At 32.8% G+C, this 23410-nt stretch carries 26 protein-coding genes; 13 read left to right on the forward strand and 13 right to left on the reverse strand.

The window, feature by feature from the left end:
- Window positions 1–54: 54 nt before the first annotated feature.
- Genes B0I03_RS11100 through B0I03_RS11110 form a run of 3 tightly spaced genes read right to left on the reverse strand, consistent with a single transcriptional unit; the run spans window position 55 to window position 2102 of the window.
- The gene (locus B0I03_RS11100) at window positions 55–741 is read right to left on the reverse strand and encodes an SIR2 family NAD-dependent protein deacylase (RefSeq protein WP_111567509.1); all 687 of its coding nucleotides are present in this window, start codon (window positions 739–741) and stop codon (window positions 55–57) included.
- Between the two features lie 52 nt (window positions 742–793).
- Complete coding sequence (locus B0I03_RS11105) at window positions 794–1579, reverse strand: anti-sigma factor (RefSeq protein ID WP_111567510.1); 786 nt, start codon at window positions 1577–1579, stop codon at window positions 794–796.
- Entirely contained in the window at window positions 1572–2102 is a 531-nt protein-coding gene (locus B0I03_RS11110; RefSeq protein WP_111567511.1) for an RNA polymerase sigma factor, read from the reverse strand. Before B0I03_RS11110 ends, B0I03_RS11105 begins: the two co-directional genes overlap by 8 nt.
- 55 nt (window positions 2103–2157) lie before the next feature.
- Between B0I03_RS11110 and B0I03_RS11115 the strand changes: the two genes are divergently transcribed.
- Window positions 2158–2829: a TrmH family RNA methyltransferase gene (locus B0I03_RS11115; RefSeq protein WP_111567512.1), complete on the forward strand. Its 672-nt coding sequence runs from the start codon at window positions 2158–2160 to the stop codon at window positions 2827–2829.
- A 1-nt stretch (window position 2830) separates the two neighbouring features.
- Here B0I03_RS11115 and nhaA read toward each other — a convergent pair whose 3' ends face one another.
- The 3 genes from nhaA to B0I03_RS11130 form a co-directional block, all read right to left on the reverse strand.
- The gene (gene nhaA, locus B0I03_RS11120) at window positions 2831–3979 is read right to left on the reverse strand and encodes a Na+/H+ antiporter NhaA (protein WP_111567513.1); all 1149 of its coding nucleotides are present in this window, start codon (window positions 3977–3979) and stop codon (window positions 2831–2833) included.
- Window positions 3980–4046: 67 nt separating this feature from the next.
- Entirely contained in the window at window positions 4047–4820 is a 774-nt protein-coding gene (locus B0I03_RS11125; RefSeq protein WP_111567514.1) for a carboxypeptidase-like regulatory domain-containing protein, read from the reverse strand.
- Between the two features lie 86 nt (window positions 4821–4906).
- Window positions 4907–6808 (reverse strand): DEAD/DEAH box helicase, encoded by a 1902-nt coding sequence (locus B0I03_RS11130; RefSeq protein WP_111567515.1) that lies wholly within the window; start codon window positions 6806–6808, stop codon window positions 4907–4909.
- Window positions 6809–6991: 183 nt separating this feature from the next.
- Between B0I03_RS11130 and B0I03_RS11135 the strand changes: the two genes are divergently transcribed.
- Window positions 6992–7606 carry a trimeric intracellular cation channel family protein gene (locus B0I03_RS11135; RefSeq protein WP_111567516.1) on the forward strand — a complete coding sequence of 205 codons (615 nt, stop codon included), beginning with the start codon at window positions 6992–6994 and terminating at the stop codon, window positions 7604–7606.
- Here B0I03_RS11135 and B0I03_RS11140 read toward each other — a convergent pair.
- Window positions 7575–8156, reverse strand: a complete 582-nt coding sequence (locus B0I03_RS11140) for a non-canonical purine NTP diphosphatase (protein ID WP_111567517.1) — start codon at window positions 8154–8156, stop codon at window positions 7575–7577. The genes B0I03_RS11135 and B0I03_RS11140 overlap by 32 nt on opposite strands.
- Window positions 8157–8404: 248 nt before the next feature.
- Between B0I03_RS11140 and B0I03_RS11145 the strand changes: the two genes are divergently transcribed.
- A complete protein-coding gene (locus B0I03_RS11145) occupies window positions 8405–9664 on the forward strand; it encodes an aminotransferase class I/II-fold pyridoxal phosphate-dependent enzyme (protein WP_111567518.1) in 1260 nt (419 codons plus the stop codon).
- A gap of 49 nt (window positions 9665–9713) precedes the next feature.
- On the opposite strand, the gene B0I03_RS11150 is transcribed toward B0I03_RS11145, so the two are convergent.
- A complete protein-coding gene (locus tag B0I03_RS11150) occupies window positions 9714–10832 on the reverse strand; it encodes a GTP cyclohydrolase (RefSeq protein WP_111567519.1) in 1119 nt (372 codons plus the stop codon).
- A gap of 1 nt (window position 10833) precedes the next feature.
- Window positions 10834–11802, reverse strand: a complete 969-nt coding sequence (locus tag B0I03_RS11155; RefSeq protein WP_111567520.1) for a transporter — start codon at window positions 11800–11802, stop codon at window positions 10834–10836.
- A 113-nt stretch (window positions 11803–11915) separates the two neighbouring features.
- Here B0I03_RS11155 and B0I03_RS11160 point away from each other — a divergent pair, with 113 nt between their 5' ends.
- From B0I03_RS11160 to B0I03_RS11185, 6 genes are all read left to right on the forward strand, one after another.
- Window positions 11916–12164 carry a DUF4834 domain-containing protein gene (locus tag B0I03_RS11160; protein WP_245903025.1) on the forward strand — a complete coding sequence of 83 codons (249 nt, stop codon included), beginning with the start codon at window positions 11916–11918 and terminating at the stop codon, window positions 12162–12164.
- A gap of 86 nt (window positions 12165–12250) precedes the next feature.
- Window positions 12251–14689: a YfhO family protein gene (locus tag B0I03_RS11165; protein WP_111567522.1), complete on the forward strand. Its 2439-nt coding sequence runs from the start codon at window positions 12251–12253 to the stop codon at window positions 14687–14689.
- Between the two features lie 36 nt (window positions 14690–14725).
- Window positions 14726–14914 carry a hypothetical protein gene (locus tag B0I03_RS11170; RefSeq protein WP_146603293.1) on the forward strand — a complete coding sequence of 63 codons (189 nt, stop codon included), beginning with the start codon at window positions 14726–14728 and terminating at the stop codon, window positions 14912–14914.
- Complete coding sequence (locus B0I03_RS11175; protein WP_111567524.1) at window positions 14911–15378, forward strand: hypothetical protein; 468 nt, start codon at window positions 14911–14913, stop codon at window positions 15376–15378. The genes B0I03_RS11170 and B0I03_RS11175 overlap by 4 nt, the downstream gene beginning before the upstream one ends.
- A 7-nt stretch (window positions 15379–15385) precedes the next feature.
- Complete coding sequence (locus tag B0I03_RS11180; RefSeq protein ID WP_111567525.1) at window positions 15386–16678, forward strand: glycosyltransferase family 4 protein; 1293 nt, start codon at window positions 15386–15388, stop codon at window positions 16676–16678.
- Between the two features lie 19 nt (window positions 16679–16697).
- Window positions 16698–18164: an oligosaccharide flippase family protein gene (locus tag B0I03_RS11185; RefSeq protein WP_111567526.1), complete on the forward strand. Its 1467-nt coding sequence runs from the start codon at window positions 16698–16700 to the stop codon at window positions 18162–18164.
- A 125-nt stretch (window positions 18165–18289) separates the two neighbouring features.
- On the opposite strand, the gene B0I03_RS11190 is transcribed toward B0I03_RS11185, so the two are convergent.
- Window positions 18290–18967: a hypothetical protein gene (locus B0I03_RS11190; RefSeq protein ID WP_111567527.1), complete on the reverse strand. Its 678-nt coding sequence runs from the start codon at window positions 18965–18967 to the stop codon at window positions 18290–18292.
- A gap of 254 nt (window positions 18968–19221) precedes the next feature.
- On the opposite strand from B0I03_RS11190, the gene B0I03_RS11195 reads away from it, so the two are divergent.
- A complete protein-coding gene (locus B0I03_RS11195; protein ID WP_111567528.1) occupies window positions 19222–19419 on the forward strand; it encodes a hypothetical protein in 198 nt (65 codons plus the stop codon).
- Window positions 19403–19963: a Smr/MutS family protein gene (locus B0I03_RS11200; RefSeq protein ID WP_111567529.1), complete on the forward strand. Its 561-nt coding sequence runs from the start codon at window positions 19403–19405 to the stop codon at window positions 19961–19963. The genes B0I03_RS11195 and B0I03_RS11200 overlap by 17 nt, the downstream gene beginning before the upstream one ends.
- 97 nt (window positions 19964–20060) lie before the next feature.
- Here B0I03_RS11200 and B0I03_RS11205 read toward each other — a convergent pair whose 3' ends face one another.
- Window positions 20061–20564 (reverse strand): hypothetical protein, encoded by a 504-nt coding sequence (locus tag B0I03_RS11205; RefSeq protein ID WP_111567530.1) that lies wholly within the window; start codon window positions 20562–20564, stop codon window positions 20061–20063.
- A gap of 122 nt (window positions 20565–20686) precedes the next feature.
- On the opposite strand from B0I03_RS11205, the gene B0I03_RS11210 reads away from it, so the two are divergent.
- Window positions 20687–21808, forward strand: a complete 1122-nt coding sequence (locus B0I03_RS11210) for a cysteine desulfurase family protein (RefSeq protein ID WP_111567531.1) — start codon at window positions 20687–20689, stop codon at window positions 21806–21808.
- Window positions 21809–21822: 14 nt separating this feature from the next.
- Window positions 21823–22242, forward strand: a complete 420-nt coding sequence (locus B0I03_RS11215; protein ID WP_111567532.1) for a hypothetical protein — start codon at window positions 21823–21825, stop codon at window positions 22240–22242.
- A 62-nt stretch (window positions 22243–22304) separates the two neighbouring features.
- Here the strand turns inward: B0I03_RS11215 and B0I03_RS11220 are convergent, their stop codons facing one another.
- The gene (locus B0I03_RS11220) at window positions 22305–22697 is read right to left on the reverse strand and encodes an SRPBCC family protein (protein WP_111567533.1); all 393 of its coding nucleotides are present in this window, start codon (window positions 22695–22697) and stop codon (window positions 22305–22307) included.
- 65 nt (window positions 22698–22762) lie between these two features.
- Window positions 22763–23410 (reverse strand): orotate phosphoribosyltransferase, encoded by a 648-nt coding sequence (pyrE, locus tag B0I03_RS11225; protein ID WP_111567534.1) that lies wholly within the window; start codon window positions 23408–23410, stop codon window positions 22763–22765.

Genomic DNA, 23410 nt, shown 5'->3' on the forward strand with positions numbered 1-23410 from the left:
GTGCAAATTTAGTAATTAGTGATTAGTTATGAGTAATTAGTTTCGAGTTTTTTACTATAAATTTAAAAGTTCTTCTTTCACAATTTTCATTCCTTCAACTGCGGTTAGTGGTAAAACTTTCAACTCATTTGGTAAATCATAAATCGTGGCTGGATTTGGATCGATATAATACACGGGAACATTTTGATTCACATAATTCATCAATCCTGCTGCAGGATATACTTGTAAAGAAGTTCCGATAATGATTAAAATATCAGCGGTTTCTACGATATCAATAGCATGTTCAATCATAGGAACATCTTCGCCAAACCAAACAATGTGAGGACGTAATTGATTGCCTTCTAAATCGAAATCGCCTAAATTTAAATCGTGTTTCCAGTCGATTACGAAGTTTTCGTTTGAAATGCTTCTCACTTTTAATAATTCACCATGTAGATGAATCACTTTATTGCTTCCAGCTCTTTCGTGTAAATCGTCAACGTTTTGGGTTATGATGTGAATGTCGAAATGTGCTTCTAATTCGGCTAGAATTTCGTGGGCTTTGTTGGGTATAACTGTTAAAAGTTGGGCTCTTCTTTTGTTGTAAAAGTCCAATACTAATTCGGCATTTTTCTTCCAACCAATTGGCGAAGCTACTTCCATTATGTCATGACCTTCCCACAAGCCATCAGCATCTCGGAATGTTTTAATTCCGCTTTCGGCACTAATTCCAGCACCTGTTAGTACTACAATTTTTTTCATTTTTCTTTTGCAATTTTAAAAAACAAATGCGCCATAAAGACGCATTTGAATATTATACTTTTCCTAAGGTATAGAGTTGTTCCATTGTTGGTCCGGCACTTCCGCCAGCTGGTTCTAATGTAATTCCGAAGGCTTGTGCTTCGTTTGCGTTTTCTACTTTAATTACTTTCGTTGTACTTGTAGCATACGAATCAAGCAATCCAATACTTGTAGGGGTTAAAACAGGTTCTAATTTTAATGCCCATACTTGGTACACCATTCCTTCAGGAGGAGTTGGTAATCCAGAAGCATCAATGTATACTTCTTTTGTGTTTTTGTTGTAATATGCTTTTGCATAAGCGTTTGGTGCTACTTGTTGTCCTGCTAAAGCAACGGCAATGTTACTTGTATCTCTTAAAATGGCTAAAACTTCTTCAGATTCTTTTTTCTTCAATTCTAAATCCACAACCGATTCTTGTAATAAGTCTTTTTGTGTAGAAACGTTATTCAAGGTTTCGTTAGTTTGATTTAATTTATAAAATTGAAGTCCGAAACCAATAACTAATACTGCTGCGGCAACCCAACCCGTATATTGTGACCAATTTGAACGTGGTTTCATGGTTACTACTTTGCTTCTTCCTAATAATTCGGCTCTGATTTTTTCAAAATTCGTTGCTGATAAATGAGGTGCTACACTGTGTGATAAATTAATGACTGCTGATTCAATAGCCTTAATTTCCTCTCTCACTTCAGGATATTGTGCTGCCATTTGATTGACTTCCGCAATTTCTTCATCGGAAAGTTTTCCAAATACATACAGTTCTAAAATACCTGATTCTATATATTCTCTACTATTCATTGATCATTAGTCTTAATTCATTCATACAATTTCTGTTCTGCGTTTTCACGGTTCCTAATGGAATCTCTAATTCATCAGACGCTTCTTGTTGGGTATACCCTTTAAAAAACAACAAATCAATTAGTTGGATGCACTTTGGTTTCAATTTCTTGATAAACTCTTTAATTCCAATCGCATCTATTTTGTTGATGGTCTTCGAGTTATCGTCAAGTATATGTACGAAATTATCGGTAGATAAGTTTTTTTGATTGTTGTTAAATCCTTTTGAACGTAATTTATCAATAGAAGTATTACGTGCAATATTTAACATCCAAGTGTAAAGTCGGCCTTTAGAGGTATTGTAAGTATCAATATTTTTCCAAATTTTAACAAAAACTTCCTGAAGTACATCTTCAGCTTCTTCTTTGTCTTTAATTAAATTGAAAATAATTCCGTACAAACTCTTCGAATAATTATCATAGAGTAGCGTAAATGACCTATCGTCTTTTTTAAGTAATAGGGGCAAAAGTTCTTCTTGTGTCATGCAATTTTCTTTTTTTTGTCTAAAATAATAAAAAAAGTAGTATTATTTTTGCGATATGGAGAAATTTAATCAAGAGTTGTTAACATATTTAGAAGGTTTTCTTACCGAGAATAGAAAAGAAGGCTTTTTACGAGTGTTGAAAAACAGAACCAAACATTTCACTATTGCTATGGAAGATGTGTATCAATTGCACAATACTAGCGCAGTAATGCGTAGTTGTGAAGTTTTTGGAATACAAGAATTGAATGTAATTGAACAAAAATTTGGTAAGCGAATTGACACAGAAATTGCAATGGGCGCTCAAAAATGGGTAGATGTGAATCGTTTTAAAACCGTTCAAAGTTGTATTGATGAGATGAAAGCAAAAGGGTATCAAATTATTGCTACAACCCCTCATAATGACTCTTGTATGTTGCACGAATTTGATATTTCTAAACCTTCAGCTTTGTTTTTTGGAACAGAGCGAAACGGATTATCGGAAGAAGTAATTCAGCAAGCGGATGGTTTTTTGAAAATTCCGATGGTGGGTTATACCGAAAGTTTGAATATTTCGGTTTCTGCAGCGATTATTATCCAAAATATTACGAATCGATTAAGACAATCTAATATTGATTGGCAATTATCGGAAGAAGAAGTTTTAGAAAAACGTTTAGATTGGACTCGAAAATCGATAAAAGATATTGAGTTTATTGAAAAGAAGTTTCATGAAATGAATTCAAGTTACTAGTTTATTCTTCGAGATGCATATCTTTCAACGATAGTTTTAAAGTTATGAATCCGATTATTCCAGCAATTAAGGAAGAAAGCAAGATTATAAATTTTGAATTATTAATGATAGTTTCATCTTCAAAAGCTAAAAGCGTGATGAAAATCGACATTGTAAAACCAATTCCTGCTAAGAAACCTACACCAAGTATGGATTTCCAGTTGAGTTCATTCGGAAGTTGACACAATTTTAGTTTAATTGCTAAAAACAAGATGGTAATTATTCCTAATGGTTTTCCAATAATAAGTCCTAAAGCAATTCCAATGCTATAATTTTGGGATATAATACTATTAAAATCAGAACCAATTATAATTGCAGTATTAGCTAATGCAAAAATTGGCATGATGATAAATGCGACAGGTTTGTGTAAAAAGTGTTGTAAAATATAGGATGGTGATTTTTCTTCACCATCTCCAAAAGGAATCGCAAAAGCTAATAAAACTCCAGTAATTGTTGCATGCACTCCAGAATGCAACATAAAATACCACATTATAATTCCTCCAATAAGATAAGGAATAAGAGAGTGTACTTTTAATCGATTTAAGACTAATAAAAAAGCAAAAATCCCTAAAGCAATTAGTAAGTTGGTCCATAATAATGTTTTGGTATAAAAAACGGCAATTATAATGATTGCACCAAGGTCGTCAATTACCGCTAAGGCGGTTAAAAATATTTTTAGTGAAGTAGGTACACGATTTCCTAATAATGATAAAATTCCCAAAGCAAAGGCAATATCAGTTGCCATCGGAATTCCGGCTCCTGATTGTGTACTAGTTCCAAAATTAAATAGCAAAAAGATAGTTGCAGGAACAATCATTCCGCCTACAGCTCCAAAAACAGGAAGTAAAGCGTCTTTTATATGTGATAACTCGCCTTTGTATATTTCTCTTTCTAATTCTAAACCAATTAGTAAAAAGAAAATTGTCATTAATCCATCGTTAATCCAGTGTTCAATACTATGACCTGCAAATTGGGTTTCCCACAAATGAATGTAGGAATTTCCGAAGTTTGAATTGGCTATAAACAAGGAAGTCATGGTAAAGGCAATTAAGACTAGTCCGCCTGATTTTTCGCTTTCAAAAAAGTCTTTGTATAATTGAGTTGCTTTCATTCTATTTTTATTAAGCGTTACTGTTTTTAAGTAACTGAATTGTCAAATAGTGAATAGGAATTTGAAATTATTTATTCTTCTTTAAGATTTTATAATCTTCATAGCACGCACTAATGGCATCCATGATTTGTAAGTCGTTTGCAGTTTGAATAAAATATTCGGAATAATTACAATTTTGAAGAATTAAAGGAATGTCTTCTTTATTGATTTCCAATAATGCTGCAAGTGTTTCTCTATCAAATTTAGTGGCTAAAAGATTTCTAACGGTATCATCCTTTTTCATTTCTTTTAGCTTTTTCATTTCTTTTGGACGTTTGCCAAAGATATTATACAGGAAATCAGCTGGATTTGAAATAGAACCCAATACTTTTGCAATGGCTCCAGGTCGGTAAGTTCCAGCTTCGTAACCGGCTTTTAGTCCAGAAATACTGTAGCGATAAGAATCATCGGCAACAGGAATTAATTTGGTATCAACGTCAACATAGCCTGTTAAATTGTATTTAGCAACTACAACTTCGTCTAAAACATACGTTTTTTCGCTAAGATAAATTTTAGTTGGGTTTTGTTTAATCCAGTCGTTAGTTACTTTTACTTTTACATTTTCATAACCCACATAAGTAAATAATAAGGTGTCATTTACTTTAGCTTCAATTTCAAATGTTCCGCTTGGAGTGGTTACGGTTCCTTTTACGCGTGAAGCGTTAATAACGTGAACGTTAGCCATTGGAAGCTTAGTATCGTTATGAATTACGGTACCTTTTATATTCTTTACCAGAGAATCTGTTTGTGAAAAACAGATATTAGAAATTAATGCAAAAAGAAAAACTACAAAATATCTCATCCTTTAAATTATTGATTCAAAAATACGAATCAAAAGGTGATATTTTGTAGTTTTCTATAAAATTATAAGAAAATTAACGAAAATCGTTAGCTTCTTCTTGGTCTTCTTGGTCTTGATGAATCTCCAGCGCTTTCAGCACGTCTTGGAGCTCTGTCAGAAAATCCGCCTTCTCTTCTTGGAGCCGAACTGCTTCTTTCTCCTCTAAAACCTCCATCTCTTCCACCTTCTCTTCTTGGAGCCGAACCTCTATCGCTTCTGAAACCTCCGTCTCTTCCGCCTTCTCTTCTTGGAGCAGAACCGCTTCTTTCACCTCTAAATCCGCCTTCACGTCTTCCGCCACCAGAATTTCTTCCGTTGTGATCGCGTCTTCCGCCACCGTCGTTTTTAGAAATTTCAACGTTGATTCTACGACCATTCATGTCATATCCGTTAAGAACAGACATTACTTTGTCAGTATGTTCACCATCGGTATTAAAGAATGAGAAACCTTCTTTTACATCTACTTTAAATACGTCATCTCTGCCTAAATCTAAAGTTTCTTTGATGAAATCTTTTAATTGCATCCAATCGAAATCGTCTCTAGCCCCAATGTTGATGAAATAACGAACTGGATCACCCGCTCTAATTTCTCTTGGTTCAGAACTTCTTTCTCTATCACTTCCTCTTTCGCCTGTTAAATCACGTTTTGATTTGTAATAGTTAATGAATCTATTAAATTCAACAGAAACCATTTTCTTAATTAACTCTTCTTTAGATAAACCATCTAAAACTTCATTAATTGCAGGTAAATAGGTGTCAATATCATGATCAACTTCTGTGTCTTTAATTTTATTCGCTAAGTGTAATAACTGAATTTCGCAGATTTCAATTCCAGAAGGGATTGTTTTTTCTTGGAATTTTTGTTGGATAATACGCTCGATTGAATGAATTTTTCTCAATTCACTTTTCGTAACGATTACAATTGAAGTTCCTAATTTTCCAGCTCTACCAGTTCTTCCCGAACGGTGATTGTAGGTTTCAATTTCGTCTGGTAATTGATAATTTACTACGTGCGTTACATTATCAACGTCAATTCCACGAGCTGCAACGTCAGTAGCAACCAACATTTGAATTTGACGACCACGGAATGATTTCATTACGCCATCACGTTGTGCTTGCGATAAATCTCCGTGTAAAGCCGCTGCGTTGTAGCCATCTTCGATTAATTTTTCAGCAACTGCTTGTGTATCACGTTTTGTTCTACAAAAAACTACTGAGAAAATGTCTGGATTAGCATCAGCTAAACGTTTTAAAGCTTCATAACGGTCTCTTGCGTTTACTACGTAATATTCGTGAGAAACGGTAGCCGAACCTGAATTTTTGTGTCCAACCGTAATTTCTTCTGGGCTCGACATGAATTGTTTCGCAATACGCGCTACTTCAGCAGGCATTGTTGCAGAGAATAACCAAGTGTTTTTCTCGTCTGGTGTGTCCGATAAAATGGAACAAATGTCTTCGTAGAATCCCATGTTTAACATCTCATCTGCCTCATCTAAGATACAAAAATCGATGTTTTTAATGTTTACAAGACCTCTGTTAATCATGTCTTGCATTCTACCTGGTGTAGCCACAATAATTTGTGCACCACGTTTAACTTCTCTAGCTTGTTCTGTAATGCTTGCACCACCATAAACAGCCACAGTATGTAACCCCTTTATGTACTTTGAGTATAATTTAATCTCGTTGGTGATTTGTAAGCATAATTCACGTGTTGGCGATAAAATTAAGGCTTGAGTATTTTTGTTCTCAGCATCAATTTTTTGAATTAGCGGGAAACCAAAAGCTGCGGTTTTCCCTGTACCTGTTTGCGCTAGGGCAACTAAATCTGTGTTTTGTTCCAATAGTACTGGAATCGCTTTTTCTTGTACTTCTGACGGATTCTCAAATCCTAGATCTTTAATCGCCAGCAGTAGCGACTCATTCAATCCTAATTGTTCAAATTTATTCATAAAATATTTTAAATTGGGTGCAAAGGTACGCTTTATAAATCAGATTAACTAATTTGTTACTAATTGATTTTCAATTAATTACATTTTTGTGTTTTTTCACAGATTTTATAAAATATGTTTTATTGCAAGAAAGTGTGCTAAAAAAATTAGAAAGTGAGGTATTTTTGTATCAAAATAAGAGCTATGTTTGAACTGCTAGACATTATTGGAACATTAGTATTTGCTATTTCAGGTGCTTTGACTGCTATTTACAAAAAATTAGATTTGTTTGGCGTATATTGTATAGCTTTTGTAACGGCTTTAGGTGGAGGAACGGTTCGCGATGTCATGATAGGAAGAACGCCAGTAGGATGGATGTTAGATATCGATTATGTTTACATTATTACCCTTGGATTTTTTCTTTCAATTGTTTTTAATCGCTATTTAGAGCGTTTACGTATCTCCATGTTTTTATTTGACACGATTGGATTAGGGGTTTTTACCTTAATTGGTTTAGAAAAAGGTTTGGAATTTGGACTAAGCCCAGTTATTTGTGTAATCTTAGGAACTATTACGGCTACTTTTGGAGGTGTTATTCGCGATATTTTGTGTAATGAAATTCCGGTTTTGTTCCGAAAGGAAATTTATGCTACGCTTTGTATTGCTGGGGGAATTTTGTTCTTCTTATTACAAGAGTTACAAATACAAAGCAATATTATTTCATTAATAGTCGCGGTTTTTATTATTTCTTTCAGATTAATAGCCTTTAAGTACAATTGGAGTTTACCTATAGGCTCTGTTTTTGTAAAAAAAGAATAAGTTCTTTTACAGCAATTCCTCTATGACTAATGGTTGATTTTTCTTCCATAGTCAATTCAGCAAAGGTTTTTTCATATCCATCAGCGACAAAAATTGGATCGTAACCAAAACCGTTGGTTCCGATTTTTTCGCCAATTATTTTTCCGTTAATGATTCCTGTAAATAAGTTTTGTTTACCGTTTAGGTTTAGTGCAATAACGGTTTTAAAATTAGCTTTTCTATTCGATTTGCCTTTTAATTCCGATAAAAGTTTATCCATATTATTGTTGGCATCCTTTTGTTCGCCTGCATATCTTGCAGAATAAACTCCAGGAGCTCCGTTTAAAACTTCGACTTCTAAACCGGTGTCGTCAGCAAAACAATCGTAACCATAGTTGGAAGTAACGTAATTAGCTTTTAAAATCGCATTCCCTTCAATGGTATCAGCTGTTTCTGGGATATCTTCGGTGCAACCAATTTCTTCTAAGCTTAAAATTTGGATAGTATTGGGAACTAAAGCCTGAATTTCCTGAATTTTATTTTTGTTGTTAGATGCAAATACGAGTTTCATGAAAAATGATTTAAAAAAGCAAAGATACGAAATGTATAAAAAGCAAAAAGTCGAGGTGGAGCCCCCGACTTTTAAGGTGAACGTGTAACCACATTTCTGTGTCGTTCGGTGCAAAGGTAATTGCATTTATTGATTTACCAAGCTTTTTTGAATTTTTATTTTATCAGTGAATTTTTTTAGGCTTAAAATTTATAATAAAAACTTTTTTCTTTATACTTTTGCTTCGTTTTTAACACCTATTATATATCATGGTAAAAGATTTATTCGAAAGAATTCAAAACAATAAAGGTCCGTTAGGAAAATGGGCTTCACAAGCAGAAGGATATTTTGTATTCCCTAAATTAGAAGGCGAATTAGGTCCGAGAATGCAATTTCAAGGAAAAAATATTTTAAACTGGAGTTTGAATGACTATTTAGGATTAGCAAATCATCCAGAAGTACGTAAAGCAGATACCGAAGCAGCAATGCAATTTGGAGCGGCTTACCCAATGGGAGCTCGTATGATGAGTGGTCACACAAAATATCACGAACAATTAGAACAAGAATTAGCTGCTTTCGTAATGAAAGAATCGGCTTATTTATTAAACTTTGGTTACCAAGGAATGGTGTCTATCATTGACGCTTTGGTTACTAAAAACGATATCATTGTTTATGATGTTGATTCGCATGCTTGTATTATTGATGGTGTACGTTTACACATGGGAAAACGTTTCACATACAAGCACAACGACCTTGAAAGTATGGAGAAAAACCTTCAAAGAGCTACTAAAATGGCTGAAGAAACTGGTGGAGGAATTTTATTCATTACAGAAGGGGTTTTCGGAATGCGAGGACAGCAAGGTAAATTGAAAGAAATTGTTGCCTTGAAAGAAAAATACAATTTCCGTTTGTTAGTTGATGATGCACATGGTTTTGGAACACTTGGTAAAACAGGTGCTGGAGCAGGAGAAGAGCAAGGTTGTCAAGACGGAATTGATGTTTATTTTTCAACTTTTGCAAAATCAATGGCAAATATTGGTGCATTCGTTGCTGCCGATAAAGATGTTATCGATTATTTAAAATACAACTTACGTTCGCAAATGTTTGCCAAAGCGTTACCAATGATTCAAACTATTGGTTCATTAAAACGTTTAGAGTTATTGCGTAATTCATCTGAAATTAAAGATAAATTATGGGTAAACGTAAATGCATTACAAAACGGACTAAAAGAAAAAGGATTTAATATTGGTGATACAAATACTTGTATTACACCAGTTTATCTTGAAGGTTCTATTCCAGAAGCAATGATTATGGTAAACGATTTACGTGAAAACTACGGAATTTTCCTTTCAATTGTAGTGTATCCTGTAATTCCAAAAGGTATTATTTTATTGAGAATGATTCCTACGGCTTCTCACACAATCGAGGATATTAATGAAACATTAACAGCTTTTGAAGCAATTCGTGAAAAATTAGTAAACGGAACGTATGCTAAAATTGCAGCTTCAACTGTTGAAAATGTAGAATAACATTTATTAAAACTATAAAAAAAGGGATTCAATTTGAATCCCTTTTTTGTTATAACTCTTTTTTATACGTTCTTCTTCTTTTATTAATTTTCGAATTAAAATGCTTCCATAAATTATGAATCGCATGATTTTCTTCTAATTCGGGAGTTCTTATGCAGGTTTCAATTCCTTTTGCTTGACACACCTTATAATATTCGTCAAAAACAATAGCAGTAACTCCTTTACTTTGATATTCTGGTGTTATTCCAATTAAATAAAAAACAACTTCTTTTGAGTGTTTTCGCGCTTGTAATAAATGATAAAAGCCAAAAGGAAACAGTTTTCCATTCGCTTTTTTAAGTGCTTGTGCAAAACCAGGCATCACAATAGCAAAAGCAATCATGTTATTATTTTTATCGACAATAAATTTGATAAATTCTGGATTGATAAAACCAATGTATTTCTTTTTAAAATAAGCTTTTTGAATATCATTTATTGGAACAAACGATTGTAGTTTGGCATAGGTTTCATTAAACAAATCAAACATTTTGTCCACATAAGGCATAATGTCTTTTGTTTTTGTGAAATTCAGACTACGTAACTCGTAACGTTTTTTTATCAATTCACTTGCTTTTTGAAATGGTTCTGGATTAATACCGTTAAAAGAGAAATCACTTTCAATGTATTCTTTCTCTTTTACAAAACCAAGCTGTTCAAAGTGAGTAATATAATAAGGAAAACTGTACCAAGTAATCATGTTGCCCATTTGGTCAAAACCTTCACTTAGAATACCAACTTTGTCTAAATTAGAAAATCCCATAGGACCTTCCATGTGATCCATGTTGTGTTTACGTCCTAATTTTTCCACTTTATCTAAAAGAGCTTTCGTAACTTCAATATCGTCAATAGCATCAAACCAACCAAAACGAGCTTTTCTTTTTCCTAAAAGGTTGACTTCTTCCCAATTTATGATTGCGGCAATTTTACCAACAATTTTGTTGTCTTTGTAAGCTAAATAAAAGTGTGCTTCTGCAGTTTGAAGTGCAGGATTCTTTGTTTTGTCAAAAGTTTCTAATTCCTCAGCTATAATTGGCGGAATCCAATAAGGGTTATTTTTATACAATTCGAAAGAAAACATTACGTAATCTTTCATTTCTTTTTTAGTAAGAGCTTCTTTAATTGTTATCATTTTATTCTACTGCATCTTTTCTTTTCTTCGCTTCTTTTTCGCCTTTTTTCTTCATTTTTTTATCTGTCTTGCTTTCTGTTCCAGGTTTTGCAATTTGAACTTCTTGATATTGATCAGCAAAACGCCATGAAAATCCTATTCCAGCATTCAATAAGCCAGGCGTGTCCTTTATGTTTTTTCCTATTGAAGCATCCACTTGCATGTGTTTATCAAACAAAAAGGCAGCTCCAATTCTAAAAACACCATCGCTATAATAATCACCCATATAACCTTGGTTTTCTATAAATCCAGACCATTGAGCATTAAAGCCTCTTGTTAGTGTTAAAATATAGTTGATAGAAGCAAAGTCAGTTCCAATTTTATCATACGTTAAGTTGGTTACTAAAACCCATCTTCCTCCAAAATGATTTTGAGCAATTGCAGTTACTTTTGGACTAAAACTTGGTTCTTCAATAGTAGCCGGAGCATAATTAAAAGGTGTTTCTCCTACAGCAAAGTTAGCTCCCGCATACATAGCAAAAGCAGGAATAAATTGTCTCCATTTGAATTTTTTATTGGCTTTCCAACTGTATAAATTTGGCTTTTCTTCGTAATTTTTAAATGGGTCATAAATCAAATACTTAGCTCCTAAAGTCAGTTGTTTAAAACCACTTCTTTTTTCTTCGAAAGCACCCGAAGTCAGTTTATCATTTTGATACTGAATTTCAGCGATAACCTCTAATTCTTCTTTCCAAACACCATATCTAAGTGCTAATTCTCCCATAAAGCCTTTTGCTTCATATCCTAACAAATTATGATCTTCAGAAACATAAGTTACACCTGCTTCGGTTTGAATGATTTTCTTACCAACAGCAAATGCCATCATCGATTTTCCTGGACGATTAGAGTTGATTTCATCGGTAAATTGCCCAAATGAAATTTGTGATGTAATTCCGAAGATTAAAATAAAAAGTGCTTGAATTGATTTCATAGAAAAAGATTTATTTCCAAAAATAGTTATTTTATCATAATTTTAAGAAACAAATTTGAAGTTTTACCAACCAATATCTGTATTTTTGAATTTTAAAATTTATTAGCATGGAAATGGCTTCGCTTACAGGAACTATAAAGGTTATTTTTTATATTATTCTGTTTTATTATTTGTTTAAGTTTTTAATGCGAATTTTTGCTCCTATTTTAATGCAAAAAGCAGTAAATAAGATGCAAGAAAAAATGCAAGAACAGTACAGACAACAACAAGAACAATACAATAACACTACTCAATCGACAAATACAGCTCCAAAACCAAAAAAAGAAGTAGGAGAATACATCGATTATGAAGAAGTAAAATAAATCTTTGTTTATCAACATTACCTTAAAGGATATTATTACAATATCCTTTTTTTAGTTACTTTAGCACCTTTATTTATAGCAAAAATATGAAGAACATAAAAGCATTCTATCCGCATTTATTAGTTGTTGTTGGATTTATCTTAGTATCACTATTTTATTTTTATCCCGTTTTAAAAGGAGAAAAAATTTTCCAATCCGATATCGTACAATATACCGGAATGGCAAAAGAACAAATTGATTTCAGAAAAGAAACTGGAGAAGAACCTTTTTGGACCAATAGTGCTTTTGGAGGAATGCCAACGTATCAGTTAGGTGCAAAATATCCAAATGACGTAATCGGAATGTTAGACGATGCTTTACGCTTTTTACCACGTCCTGCAGATTATTTATTTCTTTATTTCTTAGGGTTTTATGTATTATTGATGGTATTAAAAGTAGATCCATTAAAAGCGTTTTTCGGAGCGTTAGCCTTTGGATTATCAACGTATTTAATCATTATTTTAGGAGTTGGACACAATGCTAAAGCACACGCTATTGCTTATATGCCAATGGTTGTTGCGGGAGTTTTATTGGTGTTCCAACGAAAATATATAATAGGAGGTTTGCTTACCATGATAGCAGCTGCATTAGAAATTAATGCGAATCACTTCCAAATGACGTATTATTTATTGCTTTTATTGGCAATAATTGCTGTTTATTATGTAGTTATTGCAATTAAAAATAAAGAATTCAAAGAATTAGGAAAGATATTTGGCGTTTTTGCCATTGCAGGAATTTTAGCTATCGGAACTAATGCAACGAATTTGATGGCAACGTCAGAATATGCTAAGTTTTCAACACGAAATAATAGTGAATTAACTTTCAATCCTGATGGTTCTCCAAAAACGGATAGCAATGCTATGTCGTATGAATATATCACCGAATACAGTTACGGAGTTGCAGAAAGTTTAAACTTAATAGCACCTGGACTTTTTGGAGGTTCTAACAATGAAAATTTAGGAATTGAATCTGAAACCTATCAAAATTTTGTAGCACAAGGCTATCCAGCTGATCAAGTGCAAGGATTTGTAGAACACGCACCAGCGTATTGGGGAGCACAGCCTATTGTTGCGGCACCAGCATACATAGGAGTAGTGGTGTTTTTCTTATTTGTAATGGCCTTTTTTGTTGAAAAACGAAATATTAAATATTTATTTTTAGCGGGAGCTGTATTCTCATTATTGTTATCTTGGGGTAAGAATTTCAGTATTTTGACTGATTTCTTTATCAATTATGTTCCGTTATATGACAAATTTAGAGCGGTTTCTTCTATTCAAGTAATTTTAGAATTGTGTGTGCCTGCTTTAGCCATATTAGGATTATATCAATTCTTTAAACAAGATGATGAAAAAGCTAAATGGAATGCACTTTGGAAATCTGGAGCGATTACATTTGGACTTTTAGTGGTTTTATTTTTAATAAAAGAAACTTTTAATTTCTCTTCAGCTAACGATGCTATGTACGCACAAGCGTATGGAGATGAATTCATTCGAACTCTAAAATTAGACCGCGAAGCACTTTATACTTCTGATGTATTGCGTTCAATGTTGTTTGTGGGATTAACATTTGTGGTTCTATTCCTTTTCGTGAAAAACATGATGAAAGAAACTACAGCGATTATTATAGTTGGAGTTTTAATGGTTTTCGACTTGTTTATGGTTGATAAACGCTATGTAAGTAATAATCCTGACCAATTCAAAAGTGCAAGAGAAGTAGATATGCCATTTGAACCTACGGAAGCCGACCAAAGAATTTTAGCTGATACGACACATTTCCGAGTTTTTGAAGTAGAAGGCGGAATGAGTAGTGCAAGAACATCGTTTTTCCACAAATCAATCGGTGGTTATCATGCCGCAAAACCAAGAAGAATGCAACAATTATTTGATTACCAAATCGCTAAAAATAACGTTCGTGTATTAAATATGTTAAACGTAAAATACGTTATTCAATCCGATGAAAACGGACAAAAATTAGCTTTAGCCAATCCAGCAGCTAATGGAAATGCTTGGTTTGTTGAGAAAATTAAGCTAGTAAAATCTGCAAACGAAGAAATGAAAGCGTTGGATAGTTTGGATAATAAAAAAGTTGCAGTAATCAATAATCCTGACTTTGGACCATTTTTTAAACCAGTATTTAAAAAAGATTATGTAGTTGATTCACTTGCTCAAATTAAATTAGTAAGCTATAAGCCTAATTATTTAAAATATATTTCTAATAATTCTAATGAAGGAATAGCTATTTTCTCTGAAATGTATTACGAAAATGGATGGAATGTATATATTAATGGAGAGAGAGATTCAATGTTAAGAGCAAACTACGTTTTAAGAGGTTTACAAATCCCAGCAGGAAAACACACTATAGAATTCAAATTTGAACCAGAAGTGGTGAAAACTGGAAGCACTATTGCGTTAATGAGTTCAATCGGAATGCTTTTATTGATTGGAGCTGGAGTTTATTTTGAGAGAAAGAAAAAGATTCAAGATTAACGATTTTTGATTTTTGAACTTGAATATTTTGTAAATTTGAAAGAATATCTATCAAAGAAAATGGAGGCAAAATTGAATCACGATAAACCCGAAAAGTTAGAAGCTAAGCGAATAGCTGAAATAAAATCGCTCTCTTATGTAGAACGATTAGAGCGATTGATGGCTATTATTGAGCTTTCTTATACTTTAAAAAATGCTACTAAAATATATTCCCTTAAGAAATGATTGCACAAATTTTAAATATTTGGAAATCTTTTCAAAAACATAATGTAAAGTACATCACTATTGGTGGTTTTGCTGTCAATATTTACGGTTATAACAGAAATACGGGAGATTTAGATATTTTAATAGAAGATTCGATTGAAAACAGGAAGAATCTTAGAAAAGCATTTGTAGATATTGGTATTGGAGATTTTGAATCTATTGAAACGATGCAATTTATTCCAGGTTGGACAGATTTCACATTAGATTTTGGACTTCGTTTAGATGTTATGACTTCTATGAAGGGTTTGGAGGATAAATCATTTGATTCTCTTTTGTCTGATGCTACAATTGTAATGATAGGCGATATTCCTGTTAATTTTATTGATTATAAAAACCTAGTCATTGCAAAAAAAGCAACTAACAGACTCAAGGATCAACTAGATTTAGAAGAACTAGGAAAATTAAATGATAATATTGAACCTTAACTGAATTTTGAAAACCAAAAAAATACTCATCATTTCGTATTACTGGCCACCAGCAGGAGGTCCAGGGGTACAGCGTTGGTTGAAATTTGTTAAATATTTACCTGATTTTAATATCGAACCTCACGTTTATATTCCAGAAAATCCAACGTATCCGTTGCTTGATGAGAAATTAATGGGCGAAGTTTCGGAAAAAGCAGTAATCATCAAACAACCGATTTTTGAACCTTACGGATTAGCTTCTGTTTTTTCTAAGAATAAGACTAAAAAAATCAGTTCTGGAATTATTCCGAATCAAAAAAAGCAATCATTTGTAGAAAAAGCAATGCTATGGATTCGTGGTAACGTTTTTATTCCAGATGCGAGAGTTTTTTGGGTAAAACCCTCGGTTAAGTTTTTGAAACAATATCTTCAAGAAAATCAAATCGATACGATAATTACAACGGGTCCGCCACATAGTTTGCATTTGATTGGTTTACAATTAAAAAAAGAGCTAAACATCACTTGGTTGTCCGATTTTCGTGATCCTTGGACAACTATTGGCTATCACAAACAATTAAAATTAAGTTCTTGGGCGGCTAAAAAGCACAAAGATTTAGAAAAGGAAGTCATGACGACTTGTGACCAACTTTTAGTAACGTCTCCAACCACAAAAATAGAATTTGAAGCCATTACTTCAAAACCAATCGAAGTGATTACGAATGGTTATGATGTGGAAAAAGTGAATAAAAAACCATTGGACGAAAAATTCACTTTGGCACACATTGGTTCGTTTTTATCAGCTAGAAATCCAAGAATTTTGTGGAAGGCTTTGAAAGAATTAACCAAAGAAAATCACGAATTCAAAAAACAATTTCAATTAAAGTTAATAGGTGCGGTGAGTGCTGAGGTGCTTCAAGCGATAAAAGAATTTAAGTTGGAGAAATATGTGAATCATTTGGGGTATTTGCCTCACGATGAAGCTATAATCGAACAACGAAGTTCACAAATATTGTTACTTATCGAAATCGATTCAGAAGAAACGAAATGCATCATTCCGGGGAAATTATTTGAATATATGGTTTCAGAGCGACCAATAATCGCCATCGGTCCTGAAAATGCTGATTTTGCTCAAATTATAAAGGAAACTAATACTGGAACTTTCTTCAAATATGACGAATTAGAAGCTTTAAAAGCACAAATTCTGACTTGTTTCGAACAGTTTCAGCAAAATAATTTAAAAGTATATCCAGTTGGTTTACAACAATACAGCAGAAAATCATTGACAGAAAAATTAGCCAAACTGCTAATCACTAATCACTAATCACTTTTTCACTAAAAATATGGGAATTGTCATCAAACAATCAATTAAAAACACCATCATTACTTACATAGGTTTTGGAATTGGTGCGATTAATACCTTGTTTATGTACGGACAATTTTTGGGCGATACCTTTTATGGTTTGGTTGGGTTTATTTTGTCGGCTGCTAATATTATGATGCCTTTAATGTCATTTGGAGTTCATAATACTTTGGTAAAATTCTACAACGAATACGAAACCGAAGAGAAAAAATCACAATTTCTTACCTTTGTTTTGGTTTTACCTTTACTGATAATTCTTCCTGTAAGTTTGATAGGTTATTTTGGTTATCATCAAATTGCTGAATTATTATCGCAGAAAAACCCAATTGTTTACGATTACGTTTGGCAAATTCCTGTAATCGGGCTTTGCATGGGTTATTTTGAGATTTTTTATGCTTGGGTAAAAGTACATTTGCAATCGGTTTACGGCAGTTTTGTGAAAGAAGTTTTGCTTCGTATTTTAATTTCAATCTTCTTATTTGCTGTTTATTTTGATTTTATTTCGCCGCAACAATTTGTTTTTGCCTTGATGGGAATTTACTTTTTATCGCTTTTAACAATGCTTTTTTATGCAATGAAAGTGAAATTACCTCATTTTAAACTAGTTTTCCCAGATAATTACAAAGCAATTTTAACTTATTGTTTTTTTATCATCTTATCAGGAAGTGTGGCAAATATGCTGTTAGATGTCGATAAATTCATGTTGAATTTTTATATCAACATCGATAATATTGCTTTTTATTCGGTTGCTATTTTTATTGCGACTGTGATTGCGGTGCCAAGTCGTGCGATGCATCAAATTACGTATCCTATTACGGCTAAATTAATGAGCGAAAACAAGCACGACGAACTAAATGAATTGTATAAAAAGTCTTCGATTACGCTACAAGTCATTGGTGGTTTGATTTTAATCGGAATTTTGGTGAACATCAATGAACTATACAGTGTTTTACCAGCTGGCTACAGTGAAGGAATTGCTGTGGTTTTCTTAATCGGAATTTCTAAGTATTTTGATTTGGTTTTAGGAAACAATAATGCGATTATTTTCAACTCAAAATACTATCAAGCGGTTTTGTTTTTAGGATTGTTTCTTGTTTTTCTTACGGTTTCACTAAATATGATATTCATTCCGCTTTATGGCTTGAATGGAGCTGCCATTGCAACGTTAATTTCGATTACGTTATACAGTTTAGCTAAATTACTTTTCGTAGTGCTTAAAATGAAGTTATTTCCGTTTACAAAGAATACTATTGTGGCTTTGGTCTTAGCAATGGTGAGTTTTGGGGTGTTTTATTACTGGGATTTCGGTTTTCATCCTTTTATAAATATAATCTTGAAATCCATTTTAGTAACTATTTTCTATTTAGGATTGAGTTATTATTTGAAGATTTCTTCGGATATTAATTTTGTAATGCACTCTATTTTCAAGAGAATTCTGAAGAAGTAATAAAGATTTTTTTAATTTTTTCAATCTGTGTTCCAAATAAAGATTTTTAAAATTTTAAAACAAAAAATCCTGCTTCATCTTCCCAGAATCCGCAGGATTTAAAAACAAACTTAACCAACCAATTTTTATTTTCTTTTAACTTCTAAAGTTTCTCTTTTGATTTCTTTTACGTCATCATCAGACATTTTTGCTTTAGAACCGTCTTTTCTGTAGTAGTAATAGTCATCGTCATTATAGTTGTCTCCATAATCATCTCCGTAACCATAACCACCATTTCCGCCTGAGTAATGAGTTCCTGGGTTGTAGTTATATCCGCCGTTAGCGTGGTTGATAAAACCATATACATCTACTATTCGTCCTCTTCTGTCGTAAACTATTCGCATGTTACCTACTTTAGTTACAGCAAAACTGTTATAGCTCATATAAATAGTTCCAATACGTTTTACTCTTCCAAAAGCGTCGTAGTTGATGTAAACATTTCCTACGCGTCTTACTCTACCAAAGTTATCGTGTTCAACTCGGATTCCTCTTTCAGAAGTTCCGTAGTACATTCCTCTTGGAGCACCACTTGTTCCGTTGACTCTTGGTCTAACCGCTGGTCTTGTGTTGAAATCAAATTCTCCATTTGGAAACAACATAAATTCAATACCGCGTTCTTTGAAGATAATTGGTTCTGCATCTCTATAATCGATGTAATAACCTCTTCTGTTTGTGTTGTCAGAAAAAACAGGGTTTTCTGACGCTAAAGCCATGTTCCCTACCAGAAGGATACTGGCTACTACTAAAAGTGTAATTTTTTTCATGATACAACAATTTAAAGTTGGGCAACTTTATTTTAAAACTCGTTTCTAAAACTTGTTGCTTGTTTAGGTATTTCCAATTGCTGTGCCAAACTCAAAAAAAGTGTTGTGAACGATTTGTTAATGAGTTGTTATTAATTTTATTTGGTCACCAATTTTAAACTTTTTGAGAAGTGTTTTTTATTAAAAATAAGATTGGTTTTTTTTGTTGACTTTTAAAAGACTACATTTGAAAATTGTATTTTAAAGAAAAAATTATGAAGCAATTTTTATACATCTTGATGTTCGCGGCAGTTGGAATTTTTGCTATGATCGAACAATCAAAACCGGCTCCAAATCGATTTATTATGATAGGAGCAATGGCTATTTTTATGTTTGGATTATTTAGATTGATGAAGAAAATTCCATCTAAAAATGATGGAGAAAACGAAGAAGAAAATGACACAAAAAATTGAAATAGGAGATAAGGTCGCAGTTTTAGACGACGACATTTCTGGAGTAGTAATTAAGGTTCAAAACAATGAAATTTCGGTAGAAACTACCGATAATTTTGTGATGACATTTTTTGTCAACGAGTTAGTTAAAATAAACAATTCCAATGAGTTAAGTGGTTTTTTCTCTACTCAAAGTTTAGGTTCAGTTTTAAAAGATAAAGAAGAACCAAAAAAGCGTAGTTTTGTCAAAGAAAAGCGTTCTCGTAAGGATGAATTTGTCTTAGAAGTTGATCTGCATATTGAAAAATTAGTGCCTTCAAAACGCGGAATGAGCAACTACGATATTCTCACTTTGCAAATGGAAACCGCAAAACGTCAACTCGATTTTGCGATCAAAAATCGAATGCCAAAAGTGGTCTTTATTCATGGTGTTGGTGAAGGTGTTTTGAAAGCCGAATTGGATTTTATGTTGGGACGTTATGACACCATTTCGTTCCAAGATGCGAACTATCAAAAATATGGTTTGGGAGCAACCGAAGTTTATATTAAACAAAATGTGAAGTAAGATTTTGATTTAAAATATTATTTCAATTTCCCTTCTAGAAATAAAAAAAGGACTATTCAAATTTGAATAGTCCTTTTTATTTTTATTGAAATTTAAATTAATTCGTTTCGTAATTTCCAAAATTATATTCCGTAAAACTAAACGAATTGGAACTTCCAGAAAAGTTTACATTAACGAATTTGATATTATGAGTAAGACCTATTTGTGTTACACCGTCTGAAGCAAATAATTTATCCGTAATAATTTCAATTGTTCCACCAGTGGCATTCCATTCGTCTTGAACAGTTGGACTTGCAGGTGGAATTAAATCGCAAATACTATCATCTGTTACTGTTCCAGAATAAATTCTGTATATAATTTGATTAGTTGAATTTACATCAATTATTTCAGGACTACCATCGGGAGTTTCATCAGTTGGAAAACTCGATTCTGGAATATTGAGTAACAACATTTCATTTCCATTGATTTTGAAAATCAAATTATTATCTGTGCATTCTTGAATGTTTACCGTATCAAAATTAAAAGATTCTAACGTAATATCCCCGTCATCACAGGCTTGTAGCATAAAAACTGAGGCTACTAAAACTATAAGTTTTTTCATGTATTCATCTAATTTGTGCAACAAAAATAAAGGTTTTAATTTATTAATTTGCTAAAGTTTGTTAATTTCAACACGAATTGATTTTAAGATTTCTAAAATAAAATGATTTGTATCTTTGCCGTATGAGAAAAGTGTATTTAGATAACGCCGCAACTACGCCTATTCATCCAGAAGTTATAACTGCGATGATGAACGTACTTCAAAACGATTTTGGAAACCCATCTTCTACTCATAGTTTTGGTCGAAGTGCTAAGACTTTATTGGAATCATCGCGTAAATCCATTGCGAAATTACTAAATGCACAAGCCTCAGAAATTATCTTCACGTCAAGTGCTACAGAAGCGACGAATTGGATTCTAACTAGCGCTGTTAAGGATTTAGGAATTAAACGCATTATCACGACTAAAATCGAGCATCATGCAACGTTGCATACAGTCGAACATCTAGCAAAGGAGTTCGGAATTCAAGTTGAATATATCACCATTTTACCAAATGGAAATATTGATTACCATGATTTGGCTGATAAATTGCATTTAGAAGTTCCAACTTTAGTATCATTAATACACGTAAATAACGAAATAGGAACGATTTTAGACATCAAACGTGTTTCGGAGCTATGCAAGTATGCAAAAGCACTTTTTCATTGCGATACAGTGCAATCTATCGGAAAAACGAATTTAGATGTACAAGAGTTGGGAATTGATTTTTTAGTAGCAAGTGCGCATAAGTTTCATGGTCCAAAAGGAATCGGATTTGCGTTCATAAAAAAGAATTCCATGCTACAACCGATGATTTTCGGAGGCGAGCAAGAAAAAGGCATGCGTGCCGGAACCGAAGCTGTACATCAAGTCGTTGGTATGGCAAAGGCCTTTGAATTAGCTTGCGCGAATTTAGAAAACGACACCAATTACATTTCTGATTTAAAAAACTACTGTTTTTCGGAATTAAGAAAAGTGTTTCCAGAGGTAAAAATCAACGGAGAAAATACGTTTTATAATCTTTTAAACGTTCAATTGCCTTTATCAGAAGAAAAGACTTCAATGTTGTTATTTACTTTAGATATGAAAGGAATTGCCGTTTCACGTGGAAGCGCTTGCCAAAGCGGAAGCATCAAACCATCACACGTTTTATCCGAATTTTTATCTCCAGAAGAGACAAAAAAGCCAAGTTTACGAATTTCACTCAGTCATTTCAATACAAAAGAAGATATTGATTTGTTGGTGGAAGCTTTGAAAACAGTATAAACTAATAAATAATTATGATTAAAAATTTTCTTATTGTTCTTGTATTTGTTTTATCTGCATGTAATAATTCTGTTCAAGAAGTAGAAATAAAAGAAGTTGAAAAGAAACGAATAATTAATGAAAACTTATTGTATTTTGATTATGAATTAATTAAAGATATTGATATTAATGATGAAAAAGAATCAGAGTTATATGAACTAAATAATCCTCAAGTTAATTATATCGAAGATGTAATTTATATTTCCGCTCTAATGAATAGAAATGCATGCGATCATTTTATAGCTGATTTCAAAATTAATGATAATCAATTAACACTTTTCTTAAAGAATGATTCTGAGGAACCTTGTATGTCAAACTCAAAATTTAAGATTAGAGTTTTAATCAAAAATCCTTTAAAGAAAAAATATAACGTTGTTTACGAAATTATAAAATAAAAAAAAACACGAATTACATCAATTAAATCATGCAATTCGTGTTCAATAAATTATTCAGGAAACTACAATTTCTCCATATTCTGAGCCAATGTCTCAATAAATTTTGTGATAGGTCCTTTGATCATCATGGCCATCATTGGGTTGAAATCACCTTCAAAAGCTAATTGTACTTCGGTGTTATTAGCGTCAATTGCATTTAAGTTTCCAGTTAAGGTAAAAGGCAATTTACTTGAAGCCGCTCCTAAAACGATTTGTGAATTTGGAGTTCCTCCTTTTTTAACCAATTTAATTTCTGGCATACCTTTTAAACCAAATTCAAAGCAATTTTCATCGATTACTTCAAACTTTGCAATGTTTTCAGGCATTAATTTCTCGAAATTCTTTACGTCGTTCAAAGCGTTGAATAAATATTCAGCCGATTTTGCTACGTTTACTTTTGGACTTTCTAAGTTCATATGTTTTTTTGTTTGTTATTGTTTCAAGTTTTAGGTTTTTCGCTTAACCGGTATTTTGTTTCAGATTAAACTTCTAAATTCCACTCAGCAGGATTTGCGTTCCAAGCGCTTAATGTTTCCAATTCATTTTCTGAAACATATTGTTTGTCAACCGCTTTTTGTAATAAGTTTTCGTAATTACTTAACGTGAAAACATCTAAATTTGCTACTTCAAAACGTTCCTTTGAAACTGGAAAACCATACGTAAAAATCGCTGCCATTCCTTTGATGTTAGCACCTTCGTTACGTAAAGCTTCAACTGCTAATAAACTACTTCCGCCTGTTGAAATTAAATCTTCTACGACTACCACGTTTTGTCCTTTTTGCAAGAAACCTTCCACTTGATTTTGTCTTCCGTGTTTTTTTGGTTCTGGTCTAACGTATACAAAAGGCAGTCCCATTGCTTCTGCAACAAGTATACCAATTCCAATTGCGCCAGTTGCAACGCCTGCAATTACATCGGGTTTGCCAAATTTTTCTTCAATATGTTTGGCAAATTCATCGCGAATATAATTTCTAACCGCTGGAAATGAAAGGATTATGCGGTTATCACAATAAATCGGAGACTTCCAGCCTGAAGCCCACGTAAAAGGATTTTTAGAATTTAATTTAATTGCGTTTATTTGTAAAAGCAATTCGGCTGTTTGTTGTGCTGTGTTGTTGTTAAAAATCAT

It is taken from the genome of Flavobacterium aquaticum, from assembly GCF_003259835.1.
Classification (GTDB): Bacteria; Bacteroidota; Bacteroidia; order Flavobacteriales; family Flavobacteriaceae; genus Flavobacterium; species Flavobacterium aquaticum.

Coding starts and splice junctions, on each gene's coding strand:
- B0I03_RS11100 (WP_111567509.1), bottom strand. CDS start 741: ATGAAAAAAATTGTAGTACTAACAGGTGCTGGAATTAGTGCCGAAAGC.
- B0I03_RS11105 (WP_111567510.1), bottom strand. CDS start 1,579: ATGAATAGTAGAGAATATATAGAATCAGGTATTTTAGAACTGTATGTA.
- B0I03_RS11110 (WP_111567511.1), bottom strand. CDS start 2,102: ATGACACAAGAAGAACTTTTGCCCCTATTACTTAAAAAAGACGATAGG.
- B0I03_RS11115 (WP_111567512.1), top strand. CDS start 2,158: ATGGAGAAATTTAATCAAGAGTTGTTAACATATTTAGAAGGTTTTCTT.
- nhaA (WP_111567513.1), bottom strand. CDS start 3,979: ATGAAAGCAACTCAATTATACAAAGACTTTTTTGAAAGCGAAAAATCA.
- B0I03_RS11125 (WP_111567514.1), bottom strand. CDS start 4,820: ATGAGATATTTTGTAGTTTTTCTTTTTGCATTAATTTCTAATATCTGT.
- B0I03_RS11130 (WP_111567515.1), bottom strand. CDS start 6,808: ATGAATAAATTTGAACAATTAGGATTGAATGAGTCGCTACTGCTGGCG.
- B0I03_RS11135 (WP_111567516.1), top strand. CDS start 6,992: ATGTTTGAACTGCTAGACATTATTGGAACATTAGTATTTGCTATTTCA.
- B0I03_RS11140 (WP_111567517.1), bottom strand. CDS start 8,156: ATGAAACTCGTATTTGCATCTAACAACAAAAATAAAATTCAGGAAATT.
- B0I03_RS11145 (WP_111567518.1), top strand. CDS start 8,405: ATGGTAAAAGATTTATTCGAAAGAATTCAAAACAATAAAGGTCCGTTA.
- B0I03_RS11150 (WP_111567519.1), bottom strand. CDS start 10,832: ATGATAACAATTAAAGAAGCTCTTACTAAAAAAGAAATGAAAGATTAC.
- B0I03_RS11155 (WP_111567520.1), bottom strand. CDS start 11,802: ATGAAATCAATTCAAGCACTTTTTATTTTAATCTTCGGAATTACATCA.
- B0I03_RS11160 (WP_245903025.1), top strand. CDS start 11,916: ATGGCTTCGCTTACAGGAACTATAAAGGTTATTTTTTATATTATTCTG.
- B0I03_RS11165 (WP_111567522.1), top strand. CDS start 12,251: ATGAAGAACATAAAAGCATTCTATCCGCATTTATTAGTTGTTGTTGGA.
- B0I03_RS11175 (WP_111567524.1), top strand. CDS start 14,911: ATGATTGCACAAATTTTAAATATTTGGAAATCTTTTCAAAAACATAAT.
- B0I03_RS11185 (WP_111567526.1), top strand. CDS start 16,698: ATGGGAATTGTCATCAAACAATCAATTAAAAACACCATCATTACTTAC.
- B0I03_RS11190 (WP_111567527.1), bottom strand. CDS start 18,967: ATGAAAAAAATTACACTTTTAGTAGTAGCCAGTATCCTTCTGGTAGGG.
- B0I03_RS11195 (WP_111567528.1), top strand. CDS start 19,222: ATGAAGCAATTTTTATACATCTTGATGTTCGCGGCAGTTGGAATTTTT.
- B0I03_RS11200 (WP_111567529.1), top strand. CDS start 19,403: ATGACACAAAAAATTGAAATAGGAGATAAGGTCGCAGTTTTAGACGAC.
- B0I03_RS11205 (WP_111567530.1), bottom strand. CDS start 20,564: ATGAAAAAACTTATAGTTTTAGTAGCCTCAGTTTTTATGCTACAAGCC.
- B0I03_RS11210 (WP_111567531.1), top strand. CDS start 20,687: ATGAGAAAAGTGTATTTAGATAACGCCGCAACTACGCCTATTCATCCA.
- B0I03_RS11215 (WP_111567532.1), top strand. CDS start 21,823: ATGATTAAAAATTTTCTTATTGTTCTTGTATTTGTTTTATCTGCATGT.
- B0I03_RS11220 (WP_111567533.1), bottom strand. CDS start 22,697: ATGAACTTAGAAAGTCCAAAAGTAAACGTAGCAAAATCGGCTGAATAT.
- pyrE (WP_111567534.1), bottom strand. CDS start 23,410: ATGATTTTTAACAACAACACAGCACAACAAACAGCCGAATTGCTTTTA.